Source organism: Mycobacterium sp. Root135, assembly GCF_001426545.1.
Classification (GTDB): domain Bacteria; phylum Actinomycetota; class Actinomycetes; order Mycobacteriales; family Mycobacteriaceae; genus Mycobacterium.
In genome coordinates this window covers 159,057-173,869 of record NZ_LMEZ01000008.1, presented here as the reverse complement: position 1 = coordinate 173,869, position 14,813 = coordinate 159,057, and the positions used below count along the sequence as shown (strand labels likewise).

The following is a 14,813-nucleotide window of genomic DNA, read 5'->3' as shown; positions in this document are numbered from 1 at the left end:
CATCACCGGCTCGCCAGCTGGTCGACCGCGCCGGGAACCGGCTGAGCCGGGTCCGCGCCGAGGGCGACGATTCGGTTGCGGTCGTCGACGTGGACGACGCGTGGCGCGTGGCGCGACACCTCGCGCTCGTCGAGCTGCTTGAACGACATGATGATGACCAAGTCGCCCGGGTTGATCAAATGGGCTGCGGCGCCGTTGATTCCGATGACTCCCGATCCGGACGCGCCGGTGATCGCATAGGTCGTGATCCGCGCCCCGTTGGTGACGTCGACGACGTCGACCTGCTCACCTTCCAGGATGTCCGCGGCTCGCATGAGGTCCTGGTCAATGGTGATCGACCCCACGTAGTGCAGGTCGGCCTGGGTGACGGTGGCGCGATGCACCTTGCCCCCCAGCATGGTTCGGAGCATTGCTTGCCCTCCAGCGTTGTTGACGTCCGTGGCGGCCAACGCGTCGACAGCTGGCCGGTAGAGAGGTTACCCTAACCTTAGAACGTTCACAGGCTCAGGTCCACCCCCGGTTCGGGTGGTCAACGGCGCGACGGGTCCTGCCTCCTGGCGCGCAGGCGACTGGATGCCCGCGGAATGACCAGTGGCGTCCCCGTCTCGGGGTCGTCGATGACCTGACACTCCAGTCCGTACACTTCCTCCACCAGGGTCGCGGTGATGACGTCGGCCGGGTTCCCCTGAGCCACAATGGCTCCCGCCTTCATCGCGATGATCTGATCGGCGAACCGACAGGCGTGGTTCAGATCGTGCAGGACGGCGACGATGGTGCAGCCCTGCTCTGCGTTGAGATCGGCGAAGAGGTCGAGCAGCTCGATCTGGTGGGCGATGTCCAGGAACGTGGTCGGCTCGTCGAGCAGGATCAGCGGTGTCTGCTGAGCCAGCACCATCGCGATCCAGACCCGTTGCCGTTGGCCGCCCGACAACTGGTCGACGGGACGGCCGGCTATGGCGGTCACACCGGTGGCCGCCATCGCGTCGGCGACGGCCTGCTGATCGGTGCGGCTGAACTGCCGCAGCATCGTCTGATGGGGAAAGCGCCCGCGCGTCACCAGGTCTGCCACCGTGATGCCCTCCGGGGCGATCGACGACTGCGGCAGCAGGCCGAGCCTCTTGGCGACGTCCTTGGTCCGCAGACGACTGATGTCGGATCCGTCCAGGATCACCTGTCCCGCAGCAGGGCTCATCAACCGGGCCAGCCCGCGAAGGAGCGTCGACTTGCCGCAGGCGTTCGGCCCGACGATCGCGGTGACGGCCCCCGGGGCGACGTCGACGGTGAGACCCTCGACGATCGGTGCCGCACCGTATCCGAGCGACAAATCACGAGCACCGAGGCGTACTTCATCGGTCATGTGCGTCCCACTCCCTATCGACGACGAGCCTGGACGACGAGAAGGTAGACGAGGTACAGCCCACCCAGGGTCACGGTCACCGCGCCCACCGGCAACTCCGCCGGCGCGAAGATCTTCAAGGCGATCAGGTCGCTGCCCAACAGCAAGAAGGCGCCCATCGCGGCGGCCGACACCAGGCCGACGCCGGGGGCGCCGGTGAGACGCCGCGCCAACTGAGGTGCCGCCAGCGCCACGAACGATATCGGCCCCGCCGCCGCGGCGGCCACCGCGATCAAGAGAACACCAATCCCGAAGTAAGCCAGGCGGACCCGGCCGGGGCGGATCCCGAGGGCGCCTGCCGCGTCGTCACCCATCTGCAGGATGGGAAGCTGCGGGCCGACGACCATCAGCATCACGACGCCGACCGCGAGCCCGCCGAGGACGGGGTAGACCTGCGCCCACTCCAGGCCGTTGAGTGACCCCTGCTGCCAGACGGACGCCGTAATCGCCTGATGAAGCCGGATCTTCAGGATGATCCACTGGCAGACCGAGCTCAGCACCGCGCTGACGGCGATCCCGACGATGATCAGCCGGAAGCCCGCCAGACCGTTCTTGTAGGACAGCAGGTAGACGACGACGGCCGTGGCCAGGCCACCGATCACCGCACTGATGGACGTCGTGTAGTAGCCACCGCCGAGCGCCGCGATGGCGATCAGCGCGCCGGTGTATGCGCCGAAGTCGAAGCCGATCACGTCGGGACTACCAAGCGGGTTGCGGGTCAGCGCCTGAAAGATCGCACCAGAGACGCCAAGGGCCGCACCGATCAACAATGCCAACAGGATTCGCGGCATCCGCCACTCGAGAACCAGCACGCTCGCAAACGACGTGTCCTGGCCGAGCAGGATGGCGACCACCTGCCCTGGCGGCACGGGATACTGCCCGACGCCGAGCGCCAGCACGGCAAGCACCAGGGCGGCCACCCCGAGAATGGACAGCACCACGACGCTGCGCCACGCCGCCCGCAGCGCGAGTCCCGGCTCGCGGCGGACGATCAACTGACGGTGACCGAAGTCGACCGTGTCGACGGGGCTCACAGGGCCGCCGCGTCTCTGCGCCGCACCAGCCAGATCAGGACCGGGGCGCCGACGAATGCCGTCACGATGCCGGCGGGCAGCTCGCCCGGTTTCACGACCACCCGGCCGACGACGTCGGCGGTCAGCAACAACGCGGGTGCGAGGAAGACCGAGTAGGCGCAGATCCACCGCCAGTCCGGACCGGTGAACCACCGCACCGCGTGCGGCACCATCAAACCGACGAATCCGATCGGCCCGGCACCCGCGGTGGCGGCACCGGCCAGCAGGGTGACGGCAAGCAAGCCGACCACCCGGGTTCGAACGACGTTGCCGCCCATGGCGACGGCCAACTCGTCGCCGAGCGCGACGGCGTTGAGCCCCCGGCTGACGTAGAGGCACATCGCCGCCCCGAGCACGACGAACGGGGCGACCGCGCCGACGACGGCCAGCGTGTGACCGTCCAACGCGCCGGCGTCCCAGTACCGCATCGAGTCGAACGCCCGCGGGTTGCGCAGGCGGATGCCATAGGAGAGGCCCTCCATCACGGCGCCCGCCGCGACGCCGGCGAGCAGCATCCGCACCGGGGTGGCGATGGCGCGTCCCGTCATGCCGATCAGATACACCAACGCCATCGCGACGAAGGCTCCGATGAAGGCGAACCACACGTACGACCACACGGAGCGGAGCCCGAGGAAGGCGATCGCCGCGACGACGAACAGGCCCGCACCGGAATTGATGCCGAGAATTTGGGCGTCGGCCAACGGGTTTCGCGTCACACCCTGGATCAGGGCCCCGCTGAGTCCGAGGGCGATTCCGACGACGATGCCGAGAAGGGTGCGCGGGATCCTCAGCTCGTACACGATCCACTGGTTGCCGGTGTCGGTGTAGTCGACGATCGCGTGCCACACCGTGGACAGGCCCACGTTCTCGGTGCCGACCGCGAGGCTGAGCACACACGTGAGAGCCAGCACGGCCGCGGCGCCCAGCAGGCCGATGGCGTGGCGCCGACCCTCCGACGCGTGGTCGGTGTGGGTCTCTTCGTCCAGCGCGGCGACGTTCAACGTCTAGAGCCCGATGCTCTCGAGGGCGAGGTCGAACTCCTCGGCGGCGACCTTGTCGCTCTTGCCGTCGGCAAGCGCCTTCTCGTAGACGGCGATCATCTCGTCGCTCACCTCCTCGAACTTGCGGTCCCAGGTCTCGGAGTCGAACCGCCAGTAGCCGACGATGTCGTACTGGTTGGCGATCCAGCCGTGGGTGGCGCGCAGATACTTGCGGACCTCGCGGGTGGTTTGGGCCTCGCCGGCGAACCAGCAGTAGCCGCGGCCGTCGGCATGGGTGTGTGCCTTGGCGAGCTCGGTGAGACGGCTTGCGGCGTAACCATTTCCGGTTCCGACCGACGTCACGACCGGGATACCGGGCGGCACGGTCAGGTAGTCGAGATCGGACTCGTCGGCGACCTCGACGATGACCGAGGCCTTGGTGTCGTCGGGCAGCTCGTCGAGGATGCGCGCCAGAGCGGGCAGTCCGGAGAGGTCGGCGATCAGCAGTTGCCAGTCGCTGGCGGCCTCCGGCCGGTACCAGCTGCGGGCGTGATCGAGCATGACGCGGTCGCCGACGGTCGCCCGCCGCGCCCAGCCGCTCGCGACGCCCCTCTCGTGCAAGACGAAGTCGCACGTCAGCTGGTGGTCGCCGGGACCGCGGCGCCGGACGGTGTAGTTGCGACCCTCGTCGTCGCCTGGAACGTAGAGACCAACGGCCTCGTCGCCCACCCCTGGCATGGTCAGCGCGGCCAACTGCGGAACGTCGAAGACCACGCGCCGCATGCGGGGTCCGGCGTCGACCACCTCGGCGACGAATGCCTCCACCGAGCCCATGTCGTCATCCACGCAGTGCAGGCTAACCTAATCGGCATTCGCGACGCGACCTCACGTCCGGCTGCGGTTTACCCGCCCACGCCCACCGGGTAAGCCCCGTCAATGGTCAAAGCATTTGGATACCGCAGCAATGGTGGGCCCGAGGTTCAAGAATTTCTCGATCTCGACATGCCGACGCCGATGCCCGGCGAATTGCTGGTCGAAGTCCGAGCCGCCGGGGTCAACCCCGTCGACTGGAAGATTCGCTCCGGCATGTTCGGCAACGCGAGCGAGGGTGATCTGCCCGCGGTCCTGGGCAGCGAGGTGTCCGGTGTGGTGCGCGGCGTCGGCAAGGACGTCGACGGCTTCGCCGAGAACGACGAGATCTTCGGCTCCGTTGCGCCCGGTTCCGGCGCCTTTGCCGAGTACACCCTGGTGACCGCCGGGGCTGCCGCGCGCAAACCGCCGCAGGTGTCGTTCAACGACGCCGCGACCCTGCCCGTGGCCGCTGCCACCGCCTACGACGGTGTCACGCAGCTCGGCCTCAAGGAGGGCCAGACGTTGCTGATCAACGGCATCGGTGGTGGCGTCGGAGTGGCGGCCGCCCAGATCGCCAGGGATCTCGGCATGAACGTCATCGGCACCGGCAGCGAGGACAAGCGCGCCATGGTGGAAACCCTCGGTGCCACCCTGATTCCGTCGGGTGACGGCATCGCCGACCGAATCCGCCAGATCATGCCCGACGGCGTCGACGCCATCTTCGACCTCGCCGGGGGCGACGCGCTCCGTTCCGTCGCCGAACTCGTCTCGGACAAGACCAAACTCATCAGCGCAGGCGACTTCTCAGTCGACGAGCTAGGCGGTCACGTGATCGAGCGGGACCGCACCAGCCGTGTTCTCGAGATCGTGGTGGGCCTCGTCGCCGACGGCAAGCTCGACCCTCATGTGGAGGACGTCCGGCCGTTAGACGAGGCCGCCGACGCCGTGGCCGCCGTCGAAATCGGCCATGCCAGAGGCAAAGTGGTCGTCGAGGTCAGCTGACTAGACTGAGCCCACCTTCCCACCTCAGGAGTCCTTCATCACCGAACGAACCGTGCTGATCAGCGGGGCTGGCATCGCAGGACCCGTGCTTGCGTATTGGCTGAAGCGACACGGTCTTTCGTCGATGCTCGTCGAACGCGCCCCGCAGCTGCGTGACAGCGGCCATAAGGTCGACGTGCGCGGAATCGGTCGCGAGGTGCTGCACCGGATGGGCCTGGTGGATCGGGTGCGGGCGTCGGGCACCGGTGAGGTCGGTTTGCGCTTCGTCGACGACAGCGGCCGCTCTCTCGGCGAGTTCCCCGTTGGCGACTCTGCCACCGGGGACGGCCCCACCGCCGAGCTGGAGATCCTGCGGAGCGAGCTGTCGCGCCTGCTGGTCGACGAAGCCGGCGACGCGGAGTACTTGTTCGGTGAGCGCATCGTGTCGGTCGCCCAAGACGAGAGCGGAGTCGACGTCACCTTCGCCGGGGCGGGCACCCGCCGCTTCGATCTGCTGATCGTGGCGGAGGGCATCCGCTCGACGACGCGCAACATGGTCTTCGGCGCCGAACCGGACTATCGCGACCTCGGTTTCTACACCGCGTACTGCACCATCCCGAGAACCGCCGACGACGACCAGTGGTGGCGCTGGTACACCACCACCGGCGGACGATCCGTTCAGCTTCGTCCCGACAACGTCGGCTCCACCAGGGCGAGCCTCAACTTTCGTTGTCCGCCAACGGGTTTGGACTACCAGGACCGCGACAGCCAGGTACGGCGGCTGCAGGAGGTGTTCGCCGACGTCGGCAATGCCGCGCCGCGCGTCCTCGAGGCACTGGCCGACGACCCGTCGAGCCTGTATCTCGACAGGATCGCCCAGGTTCGGTTGCCTTCGTGGTCAACGGGCCGCGTCGTGGTGGTCGGTGACGCCGCCTACTGCGCGACCCCGGTCAGCGGGATGGGTACCAGCCTGGCTCTCGCCGGCGCATATCTCCTGGCGGGAGCGATCGGCACCAACGCCGACCACGTGGAGGCCTTCGCGGCCTACGAGCGCGAGATGCGGCCGTTCGTCGCCGAAGCGCAGAAACTGCCGCCCGGGGTGCCGCGGATCGCCAACCCGACGAGCCGAGTCGGGGTGCGCGTCTTCCGCACCGCCGTGAAGGTGGCCGCCAGCGCGCCCGTCCGTGCGCTGACGTCGCGGCTGGCGTCGTCGTCGACCGCCACCGCGCCCACCTTGCCGGAGTATCAGACGTCCTGACCCGGCGGCACCCCGCGCTAGGGGCCCCCTGCCCCCGGCGTGAGCGTGCGTGTCTGCGGGCGACGGGCCGGGTGGACGTCGGAGTTTGTGCACGCTCGCGCGGTGGTCAAATCCTTTATGCCAACCGGGGAAGCTCTCCGCCGGGGAGTGCGAGTGCCCGCCTCTGAGCGAATTGGGGACGGCCCCAATCCTCTTGTGTACCTTTGGTTTCAGGTGTCACAGATCCGAATGTCCTGTCGGTGGGTCGCACTAGTATTCGGGTATGAGTTCGGATCGGGTCACCGCAGCAGTTGCGGGGATCCGTGCTGCCGTTGCCGAACTCGTCGACCTGGATTGTGACCAGTTCACCCACCTCGAGTTGGTGGAGTTGTTGGGGGAACTGGAAACGGTGACGTGGCAGCTGCCGGCGGTGGGGCATCAGGTGATCGCCCGGTTGCAACGNGTTCACCCACCTCGAGTTGGTGGAGTTGTTGGGGGAACTGGAAACGGTGACGTGGCAGCTGCCGGCGGTGGGGCATCAGGTGATCGCCCGGTTGCAACGCGAAGCCTCCCCGGTGGAGTTGGGCGCGAAGTCCTTGGGCAGCGTGCTGACCCAACGGTTGCGGATCTCGGGCAAGGAGGTCCGCCGACGGATCTGCGACGCGGAGGATCTCGGACCGCGGACCACGCTGCACGGGCAACCGTTGGACCCCAAGCTGGCACCCACCGCGAGCGCGCAAGCCCGCGGAGCGTTGGGGCCCGAGCACGTCACCGAGATCCGGTCGTTCCTCGACACACTGCCTACCTGGGTGGACCCGGAGGTCCGGGAGCTCTCGGAGAAGGCGTTGGTGCAGATCGGGTCCGGGACCGGGCCGGAGGAGTTGGCCAAGGCGGCCAAGGAACTGGCCACGGCGATCGACCAGGACGGCCCCAAGCCCGACGACGTGGAGCGGGCCCGCAAACGCTACGCCCGGATGGGTCCGCAGCAGGCCGACGGCATGACCACACTGACCGCACTGCTCGATCCCGANCAAGCCCGACGACGTGGAGCGGGCCCGCAAACGCTACGCCCGGATGGGTCCGCAGCAGGCCGACGGCATGACCACACTGACCGCACTGCTCGATCCCGAGGCGCGGGCGATCGTCGAACCAATCCTCGCCAAGTACGCAGCGCCGGGGATGTGCAACCCGGAGGACTGCGAACCGCGAACGTCGGGGACACCGCCGCAGGAGCAGATCGACGCCGATGACCGCACCGTCGGGCAACGCAACCACGACGCGCTCATCGCCATCGGACGGTCCGTCCTGGCCTCGGGTGAACTGGGGCAGCACAACGGGTTACCGGTCACCGTCATCGTCACCACCACCCTGCAAGACCTGGAAGCCGCCCGCGGGTCAGGTGTCACCGGCGGTGGATCACTGCTCCCGATGGCGGATGTGATCCGAATGGCGTCCCACGCTCACCACTACCTGGCGGTGTTCGACAAGCACACCAACGAAGCCCTCTATCTCGGCCGGTCGAAGAGGTTGGCGTCGGTGGGGCAGCGGATCATGCTCCACGCCCGCGACCGCGGGTGCACCAAACCCGGGTGCACCGTCCCCGGCTACGGCACCCAGGTGCATCACACCAACGGCTGGGCGGTCTTCGCCTGCGGAGGCGACAACCGCCTCGCCGAAGAAGGCTGGACCGTCACCGTCGGCCCCGACGGCGTCCAATGGATACCCCCACCGGCCATCGACGTCGGCCAAGCCCGGCTGAACTACCTCCACCACCCCGAACGACTCCTCGTCGAACCGGGGGACGAGAGCGCGGCGTAACCGCTTGGCGCCCAGGCAACCTCGGCCCGCTCCTACAGCGAGAAGTGGTCGTCGACGATGCCGAGCCACACCTGCGCCGAGTCGATCGCGACCTTCTCGCTGATGAACGCGTGCTGGGTTCCGGTGTACACGTCACGGAACGCCCGCTCGAGCCTGCTGCCCTCGCGGATCGAGGTGGTGCCCGCGGCCAGATGCGCCCACTGCGCACACTCCCGCGCCACGTCGGTGGCGTAGACCGCGGCGACGCGCATGTCGACCCGCAGCGTCGGAGTCAGGTCGTCACCCGCCGCGACCGCCGCCTCGGCGGTCGTGAAGGCGTCGAGCACCAGCAGGCGCGCGGCCCGCCACGCGGCGACGTGATGGGCCAGATCCTTCTGGAAGGTGGGCCGACTGGCGAGCGACGCCATGTCGCTCATCCGGTACTTGGCCGCAGCCAGGTCCTGCAGATCGTCGAGCATGCTCTTGGCGACGCCGAGCGCCCACGCGGCGTGGCCCGCCGCGGTCACCGGCATCATGCCCATTCGGCCAGCCGGGGACGACCCGCGCAGCGGCGTGGTGGTGAACAGCCGAAAGGTGCGACGTTCCGGCACGAACACGTCCGCGACGTCGTAGTCATACGATCCGGTTCCCTTGAGCCCCTGCACGTTCCAGCCGTCGGTGAAGTTCACCTCGTCGCGTGGCACCAGTGCGATCATCAGTTCGGGGATGCCCTCGCTGATCCAGCGCATCTCGCCGCCGTCCATCGGGATGAACCCGGCCGCGACGTACTGCGAGTGACCGGTGCCCGACCCGAAGCTCCAGGACCCGGTCAGCCGGTAGCCGCCCTCGACCACGACCCCTTGTCCGTTGGGTGCGAACTGCCCACCCATGGTGACGTGGTTGTCGTTGGCGGTGAACACCTCCGCAAAACCCTCGTCGGGAAGGTAGGAGGCAGCGGCGAACGACGACGGCAGATTCGCGATTCCGGTCCAGCCGAACGAGCCGTCCTGCCAAGCCATTTCGATCCAGGTCTCGATCATCTCGGCGAACGACGGCTCGACGCCGCCGGCCTCCACCGGATTGAAGGCCGACATCAGGCCGCAATCCCACATCGCCTCCACGATGGGCGCCGACATCGTGCGCAGCCGCTCCGACTCGACGGCCTCGCCGCGCACCAGGTCGCGCAGCCCGCGCGCCGTCGTCTCCAAGTCCTCCACCTGCATCTGCGTGGTCATGTCGGCACGCTACCGCCGCCGAAAGCGGTGGTGGACAGTTTTGGAAAACTGTTCACAATCAGGGCTGAGCGGCGACCATTCCGCGATGCAGCACGCGATCGCCGACCACGCCGTCGTGGTCGGCACGGTGCAGGACGCAGCGGTTGTCCCACATCACGACGTCACCGGGCGACCAGGCGTGCCGGTAGACGTTGGCGTTGCGGGTCGAATGCTCGAACAGGTACTTGACGGTGATGGCGGCGAGTTCCGGCGTCATCCCGCTGACCTCCACGCAGCGCTCGGGCGTCGACAGGTAGAGCGCGGTCCGGCCCGACACCGGGTGCACCAGGAAGATCGGGTGCGTCGCCGCGGATTCCTGCGTCCCGTCGGGCGTCACCCCCGTGACGACGTGGGTGATCGTGCGCCCCTCGAGGAACGTACGGAGGCGCTCCGGCAACGACTCGTAGGCCGCGTACTGGTTGGTGAACAGGGTCTGCCCACCCCGTTCGGGAACGGTGACCGCGCGCAACGCCGTGTAGGCAGGCGGATTCCGGATGTAACTGGTGTCGGTGTGGAAGCTGGACCTGGGCGGACGGGTGCGCCCGACGTTGGTGACGACGTTGAGCTCCGGCCGGTCGGGGACGGGCGTCTCCCCGACCGTGAAGACGGTCTCGCCGAACCGGCCGATGAAGCGCAGGAACGCGTCGTCGTCGACCTTCTGGCCGGGCATGACGACCACACCGTGGGTCGCCAAAGCGGTTCGGAGATCGTCGATCTCGGCGTCGTCGAGGTGGTCGACCGCGATGTCGGTGAGCCTGACCCCGACGGGTGTCAGCGGGATGAACGCAGGCATGGCGTCCCCTCGTCGTCGAGTTCGGTGAGTGCGGTCGCGAACAATTCGGTGACGTCCATGCCGGCCGCGGCTGCCATCACGGCGATCACGCTGGTCGGGGCGAACGAGCAGTAGGGCCCCGCTTCCAGGAACCACGGCATGCCGTCCGGGTCGATCCGGAAGTCGAACAGGCTGTAGTGCCGACATCCCAGCGCGACGTGGCACTGGCGCGCGGCCTCCCAGACGCGTTCGGTGATCGGGTCGTCGGTCGGCACGATCCAGGCCCTGGCCGCGTCCTTGGCCACCAGGTACAGCTCTCCGTCGGCGGTGCGGTCGAGTTTGTCGTCACCGAGCCGGACCGGCTTGGCCGCGCTGACGGCGTACTCCTCCAGCGGTAGGCAGACCAGCTCACCGTCGACGACGACGATGCCGCACCGCACTTCGCGACCAAGTTCGACGTAGGACTCGACGAGGGCGGCGCGGCCCCGAGAACACGCGAGGTCGATGGCGGCGTCCAGCTCGCCGGCCTCGTGCACCAGGGTCACCCCCGCCGAGTTGTCGGCGTCGACCGGTTTGACGACCACCGGCAGCGCGAGCGTCGACCGCTCGCCGGCCGCCAACACCTCCCCGGCGGGCACCGCGACACCGGCGGCGGCGACGATCGCCCTCGCCTTCGCCTTGTCGGCGGCGATCGCCATCACCTCGGGCGGGTTGCCGACATACGGGATGCCGAGCACGTCGAACAGCGCACGGTAGGCGGTCATGCCTGGGAGACAAAACATTTGGGGAACGACCACGTCCGCGGCAGCGGCCTGCAGATGGTCGATCGCCTCGGCGAGCGTCATCGGAGTGGCCGCGGCCAGCGAGCCGGCGTCGAGTCCGTGGGGGAATCGCCAGCAGCCGTCGGGTGCCACGTAGGCCACCCGCATGTCGTACCGCTCGTCACCGGCGAGGGCGGCGAGGCACGCGCCCGCGTACAGCCGCGAGAGCTCGGCGTGGAACTCGTCGACCACGGAGCCGACGAGGTGCAGGACCGTCCGCGTCATTCAGTCACCCCCTGGTTCGACGAGCTTGCCGATGTTGAAGTCGATTCGGCTCCACCCGCGGCGGGCCCGAAGGTTGGCCACCAGCAGCGACGGGATCTGCAGATGGTGGACCATGAAGTACGGCAACGGATCCCACCACGCGAAGATGGCGTCCGTGCCGCGAAGGATCGTCGCGAGCCTGGCCGCCCTCTTCGGTTGGGTCAGCAGCCGCCAGACCTCGTGGTAGATCCAGTAGGTCGGGCGGGCCTCGGGACGCGGGGTGATCACCGGGTGCCCCTCGTCGAGATAGGCCGCAGCCACGTCGGGGTGGTCGTAGAACATCGTGATGGCCGAGTGGGTGCGGGGATTGCATTCGATCGCGTACGGGTGCCCGTCGGCACCCTCGATGAAGTCGAAGGAGGCCTGCCCGGTGATGTCGAGTGCGGCGACGAACGCCTCGACCCACGAAAGGATTTCGGGCTTGTCGACGTGTGCGTAGTTGATCTGAAAGGCCGACGACTCGCAGCAGCCGTACACCTGAAGCCGACCGTCGCGGACGGTGCCGTGCGTGCAATATTCCTGACCCTCGACGAATTCCTGGAGGATCCACGGGTCGTCAGGGGAAATCCGCAGCGAGCGTGCAACGGTGGCGTTGTGCTCGGGCGTCTCAGCGGACAGCGGCACGAGGTCCATCCGACCGACGGGGTTGTAGGCCAGCCGCTTGAGGATGTAGATGCGGCCCGGCGGGAAGTCGAAGTCCACGACCTGTTGCGCGTCGGTGATGCGGCGAAAGTCGGGTACGCGCAGGCCGAGCGAGGCTGCGGTGGTGGAGAACTCGGTCTTGTCGTCCAGCATGCGCACCGTGGCGGCGTCGACGTGCACGACGTCGCAGAACTCGCGGAGTAGGTCGCCGGCGCGGGCGTCGTGGACGCTGCCCGCCGGGCTCGAGACGGGGACGAACACGTCGACGCGTTCGACGACGGCGACGTCTCGAAGCGCTTCCGCGTAGCCGGGAGCGGTGGGCTCGGGTACGCAGTGAAACGCGTCCACCGCGCGGGAGAATCGATGCCCGGTGAAGCGGTACTTCCTCGATTCGACGAGCACCACCCGATGTCCGGCCGAGTGAAACGACCTGGCCAGCTGCAACGCCTTGGTCATCTTGCCACCGGTGATCAGCACCGTCCGCGGAGGACCGTCATCGCTGTGCGCCAAAGGATTTGGCCGTCGCATCGCCAGCGCCACCGCGACCAGGGCCAGGTCGACGGGGAGCGTGAGCAGCAGGGCGCCTAGGGTGGCGACGGTCCTGCCGGCGTTCGCTCTCGCGCCGGTGGGTGCTCCGAGGTCGAGCAGTGCCGTCACGGCACTCGCCGGATCAGAGTCAGTCCGTCCCGCAGTGGTATCAACACCTGCTCGACGCGCGGATCGTAGGTCAGGGCCGCGTTGAACCCGGCGATCGCCGCCCCGTTCACCGAAAGCTCGGTGTCGGCGTACGGCTGCCCCTGCATCAACGTGTTGTCGACGGCGATCACCGCCCGCGGCGTGAGCAGGTCACTGGTCAGAAGGAACTCGACGTAGTCCAGGTATCCCGACTTGTCGGCGTCGACGAACACGAAGTCGAACTTCGCCTCCGTCGACCGTTCCGCCAGCCGTCGCAGCGAGTCGATCGCCGGCCCGACCTCGACGGTGATCTTGTGACCGGCCGCCGACTGGTCGAAGCACTCCCTCGCGAATGTCGCGACGCCCTGGTCTATTTCGCAGGCCACCACCTCGCCGTCGTCCGGCAGCGCCTCGGCCATCGCCAACGCCGAATAGCCGGTGAACATGCCGATCTCCAGTACCCGTCGGGCGTCGGCGAGGTGCAGCAGGAACTTCAGCGTCTGACCCTCGACGTGGCCGGACAGCATTTCCTGCTCCAGCCGGCCGCTGCCGGCCTCCGGTGCCGCCCAGTCGGTGCCGCGGGTGCGGCGGGCCAACTCGGTCAGCGCCGGCGACTCCGGGGTGGTGCACTGGTCGAGATAGGGATCGAGACCCGCCGCCAGATCCCTGGCGCGTCGAAGCCGGTCAAGCGTCACCCCGTCGACCCCGCCTGCCTCGGCGAGTTGGCGGCACAACTCGTCGAGTTCACGGGCCAGGATGGTCGACGGCGTCACCGGCCGCGCCGTCGACGCAGCGCTGTCGTCAAGCACCGCAGCGTCGTTCACGACTCGTCACGCGGGTCGGCCAAGGTGAACACGTCGACGCCCTCGCCGCCCCGCGGATAGTCGAGGCAGACCTTCTTGTGCAGCGTCAACGTGTCGGCGAGCTCGGCGACCGTGAGGTCGTTGACGAAGCTGCACCGACCGATCGGCGTGGGAATCGCCGCCCGCAGCAGACCGTCGCGGGTCTTGAGGATCGACGCCGTCGCCTGCTCCAGCAGCTCGGGAGTCAGGTACTTGCTGTCCAGCGACAGCCCGAGCCCGCTCATCACGCCAAGAATCCGGTCGCGATCCTCGACCGACAGGTGGCCGCGCTGCTCGGCGAGTGTCGTCGACAAGGCCATGTCGACGTTGATGGCATGACCGTGGAAGAACGGCACCGGTGGAGTGAGTTCCAGTGTCGGACTCCAGGTGTGACCGAATGCGATCACACGGTCGAGGTCGATCTCGTGCAAGTTGGGCGCTTCGAGCTCCAGCATCGTGGCAATGGCCTGATGCGTCAGTCGGTCGGCGGCGTCGCGCAATTCGGCGGTGCCGTCGAGGTATCCGAACCGGGTGGCGAGCAACTCGGGACCGTACTTCTCCATCAGACCGAAGATCTCGGCGTTGCCGACGACGGCGATCTTGATCAGCTCGGCCATGCCGTTGCGAACCTGGTCCTCCGGCAACGTCTTCAGAAACGAGAAGTCGAGCAGCACCTTCTGAGACGCGTGGTAGGCGCCCAGCCGGTTCTTGTGCTTGCCGTAGTTGACGGCCACCTTGATCGACACGCTGGCGTCGATCAAGCCGATCAGGGTGGTCGGGATTCGGATGTAGGGAGTGTTGCGCCGATAGCTGGCACAGGCAAATCCGGCGACGTCGGTGGTCAGTCCACCGCCGACCACCAACACGGGTTCGGTTCGGACGAGCCCGAATTCGTCGAACCGGCCGACGATCATCTCGAAGGTCTCCAGCGACTTCGCCGTTTCACGGATCTGCACGGGGACGACCGTCAGTGCGATGCCGTAGTGGTCGAAGTACGTCTGGATCGCGTCACCGTAGATCTCGTGCACCGACTCGTCGACGACCATCAATGCGCGGCCGTACTGACGATAGCTGTCCGCCAGCTCTGGGTTGTCGACGGCGAATACGCCGTCGACGTACACCAGGTCGTACTCGATCTTTTCGTAGCCCTTGACGTGAAAGGTCCGGTCGCTCACCGTCACCGAGGCCTGCATGTTGCTCATCGTGT

General features: G+C 67.8%; 14 protein-coding genes and 1 pseudogene. 4 read left to right on the top strand and 11 right to left on the bottom strand.

The window, feature by feature from the left end:
• Positions 1–2: 2 nt before the first annotated feature.
• From panD to ASD37_RS24615, 5 genes are all read right to left on the bottom strand, one after another.
• Positions 3–410, bottom strand: coding sequence for an aspartate 1-decarboxylase (panD, locus tag ASD37_RS24635; RefSeq protein WP_056558270.1), 408 nt, complete (start codon positions 408–410; stop codon positions 3–5).
• A gap of 119 nt (positions 411–529) precedes the next feature.
• Positions 530–1,357, bottom strand: coding sequence for an ABC transporter ATP-binding protein (locus ASD37_RS24630; protein ID WP_056557851.1), 828 nt, complete (start codon positions 1,355–1,357; stop codon positions 530–532).
• Between the two features lie 14 nt (positions 1,358–1,371).
• Positions 1,372–2,430, bottom strand: coding sequence for an iron chelate uptake ABC transporter family permease subunit (locus ASD37_RS24625; RefSeq protein ID WP_056557849.1), 1,059 nt, complete (start codon positions 2,428–2,430; stop codon positions 1,372–1,374).
• Positions 2,427–3,470: an iron chelate uptake ABC transporter family permease subunit gene (locus ASD37_RS24620; RefSeq protein WP_235568539.1), complete on the bottom strand. Its 1,044-nt coding sequence runs from the start codon at positions 3,468–3,470 to the stop codon at positions 2,427–2,429. The genes ASD37_RS24625 and ASD37_RS24620 overlap by 4 nt, the downstream gene beginning before the upstream one ends.
• Positions 3,471–3,473: 3 nt before the next feature.
• On the bottom strand, positions 3,474–4,283 hold the full coding sequence (locus tag ASD37_RS24615; protein WP_056557847.1) for a siderophore-interacting protein: 810 nt from the start codon (positions 4,281–4,283) through the stop codon (positions 3,474–3,476).
• 168 nt (positions 4,284–4,451) lie between these two features.
• On the opposite strand from ASD37_RS24615, the gene ASD37_RS24610 reads away from it, so the two are divergent.
• The 4 genes and pseudogenes from ASD37_RS24610 (at position 4,452) to ASD37_RS24595 (ending at position 8,337) form a co-directional block, all read left to right on the top strand.
• Positions 4,452–5,303 (top strand): NADP-dependent oxidoreductase, encoded by an 852-nt coding sequence (locus ASD37_RS24610; RefSeq protein ID WP_255354936.1) that lies wholly within the window; start codon positions 4,452–4,454, stop codon positions 5,301–5,303.
• Between the two features lie 52 nt (positions 5,304–5,355).
• Entirely contained in the window at positions 5,356–6,540 is a 1,185-nt protein-coding gene (locus ASD37_RS24605) for an FAD-dependent monooxygenase (RefSeq protein ID WP_200959990.1), read from the top strand.
• Between the two features lie 461 nt (positions 6,541–7,001).
• Positions 7,002–7,549, top strand: a pseudogene (locus ASD37_RS32410) (DUF222 domain-containing protein); the annotation flags it as partial.
• A gap of 44 nt (positions 7,550–7,593) precedes the next feature.
• Positions 7,594–8,337, top strand: coding sequence for an HNH endonuclease signature motif containing protein (locus tag ASD37_RS24595; protein ID WP_082570395.1), 744 nt, complete (start codon positions 7,594–7,596; stop codon positions 8,335–8,337).
• A 32-nt stretch (positions 8,338–8,369) separates the two neighbouring features.
• Here the strand turns inward: ASD37_RS24595 and ASD37_RS24590 are convergent, their stop codons facing one another.
• The 6 genes from ASD37_RS24590 to ASD37_RS24565 are packed head-to-tail and all read right to left on the bottom strand — an operon-like array spanning position 8,370 to position 14,808.
• Positions 8,370–9,551 carry an acyl-CoA dehydrogenase family protein gene (locus tag ASD37_RS24590; RefSeq protein WP_056557836.1) on the bottom strand — a complete coding sequence of 394 codons (1,182 nt, stop codon included), beginning with the start codon at positions 9,549–9,551 and terminating at the stop codon, positions 8,370–8,372.
• A gap of 58 nt (positions 9,552–9,609) precedes the next feature.
• Entirely contained in the window at positions 9,610–10,383 is a 774-nt protein-coding gene (locus ASD37_RS24585) for a TauD/TfdA family dioxygenase (RefSeq protein ID WP_056557835.1), read from the bottom strand.
• Positions 10,362–11,408 (bottom strand): D-alanine--D-alanine ligase, encoded by a 1,047-nt coding sequence (locus ASD37_RS24580; RefSeq protein WP_056557833.1) that lies wholly within the window; start codon positions 11,406–11,408, stop codon positions 10,362–10,364. Before ASD37_RS24580 ends, ASD37_RS24585 begins: the two co-directional genes overlap by 22 nt.
• On the bottom strand, positions 11,409–12,746 hold the full coding sequence (locus ASD37_RS24575; protein ID WP_235568538.1) for an ATP-grasp enzyme: 1,338 nt from the start codon (positions 12,744–12,746) through the stop codon (positions 11,409–11,411). It abuts the gene before it with no gap.
• Entirely contained in the window at positions 12,743–13,588 is an 846-nt protein-coding gene (locus tag ASD37_RS24570) for an O-methyltransferase (RefSeq protein WP_235568537.1), read from the bottom strand. The genes ASD37_RS24575 and ASD37_RS24570 overlap by 4 nt, the downstream gene beginning before the upstream one ends.
• Positions 13,585–14,808 carry a sedoheptulose 7-phosphate cyclase gene (locus tag ASD37_RS24565; RefSeq protein WP_056557831.1) on the bottom strand — a complete coding sequence of 408 codons (1,224 nt, stop codon included), beginning with the start codon at positions 14,806–14,808 and terminating at the stop codon, positions 13,585–13,587. Before ASD37_RS24565 ends, ASD37_RS24570 begins: the two co-directional genes overlap by 4 nt.
• Between the last annotated feature and the right edge of the window lie 5 nt (positions 14,809–14,813).

What these genes read in the sequence shown, in the direction of transcription:
- panD (WP_056558270.1), bottom strand. Translation starts at nt 410, where the DNA reads ATGCTCCGAACCATGCTGGGGGGCAAGGTGCATCGCGCCACCGTCACC.
- ASD37_RS24630 (WP_056557851.1), bottom strand. Translation starts at nt 1,357, where the DNA reads ATGACCGATGAAGTACGCCTCGGTGCTCGTGATTTGTCGCTCGGATAC.
- ASD37_RS24565 (WP_056557831.1), bottom strand. Translation starts at nt 14,808, where the DNA reads ATGAGCAACATGCAGGCCTCGGTGACGGTGAGCGACCGGACCTTTCAC.
- ASD37_RS24585 (WP_056557835.1), bottom strand. Translation starts at nt 10,383, where the DNA reads ATGCCTGCGTTCATCCCGCTGACACCCGTCGGGGTCAGGCTCACCGAC.
- ASD37_RS24595 (WP_082570395.1), top strand. Translation starts at nt 7,594, where the DNA reads ATGGGTCCGCAGCAGGCCGACGGCATGACCACACTGACCGCACTGCTC.
- ASD37_RS24615 (WP_056557847.1), bottom strand. Translation starts at nt 4,283, where the DNA reads ATGGGCTCGGTGGAGGCATTCGTCGCCGAGGTGGTCGACGCCGGACCC.
- ASD37_RS24590 (WP_056557836.1), bottom strand. Translation starts at nt 9,551, where the DNA reads ATGACCACGCAGATGCAGGTGGAGGACTTGGAGACGACGGCGCGCGGG.
- ASD37_RS24580 (WP_056557833.1), bottom strand. Translation starts at nt 11,408, where the DNA reads ATGACGCGGACGGTCCTGCACCTCGTCGGCTCCGTGGTCGACGAGTTC.
- ASD37_RS24610 (WP_255354936.1), top strand. Translation starts at nt 4,452, where the DNA reads ATGCCGACGCCGATGCCCGGCGAATTGCTGGTCGAAGTCCGAGCCGCC.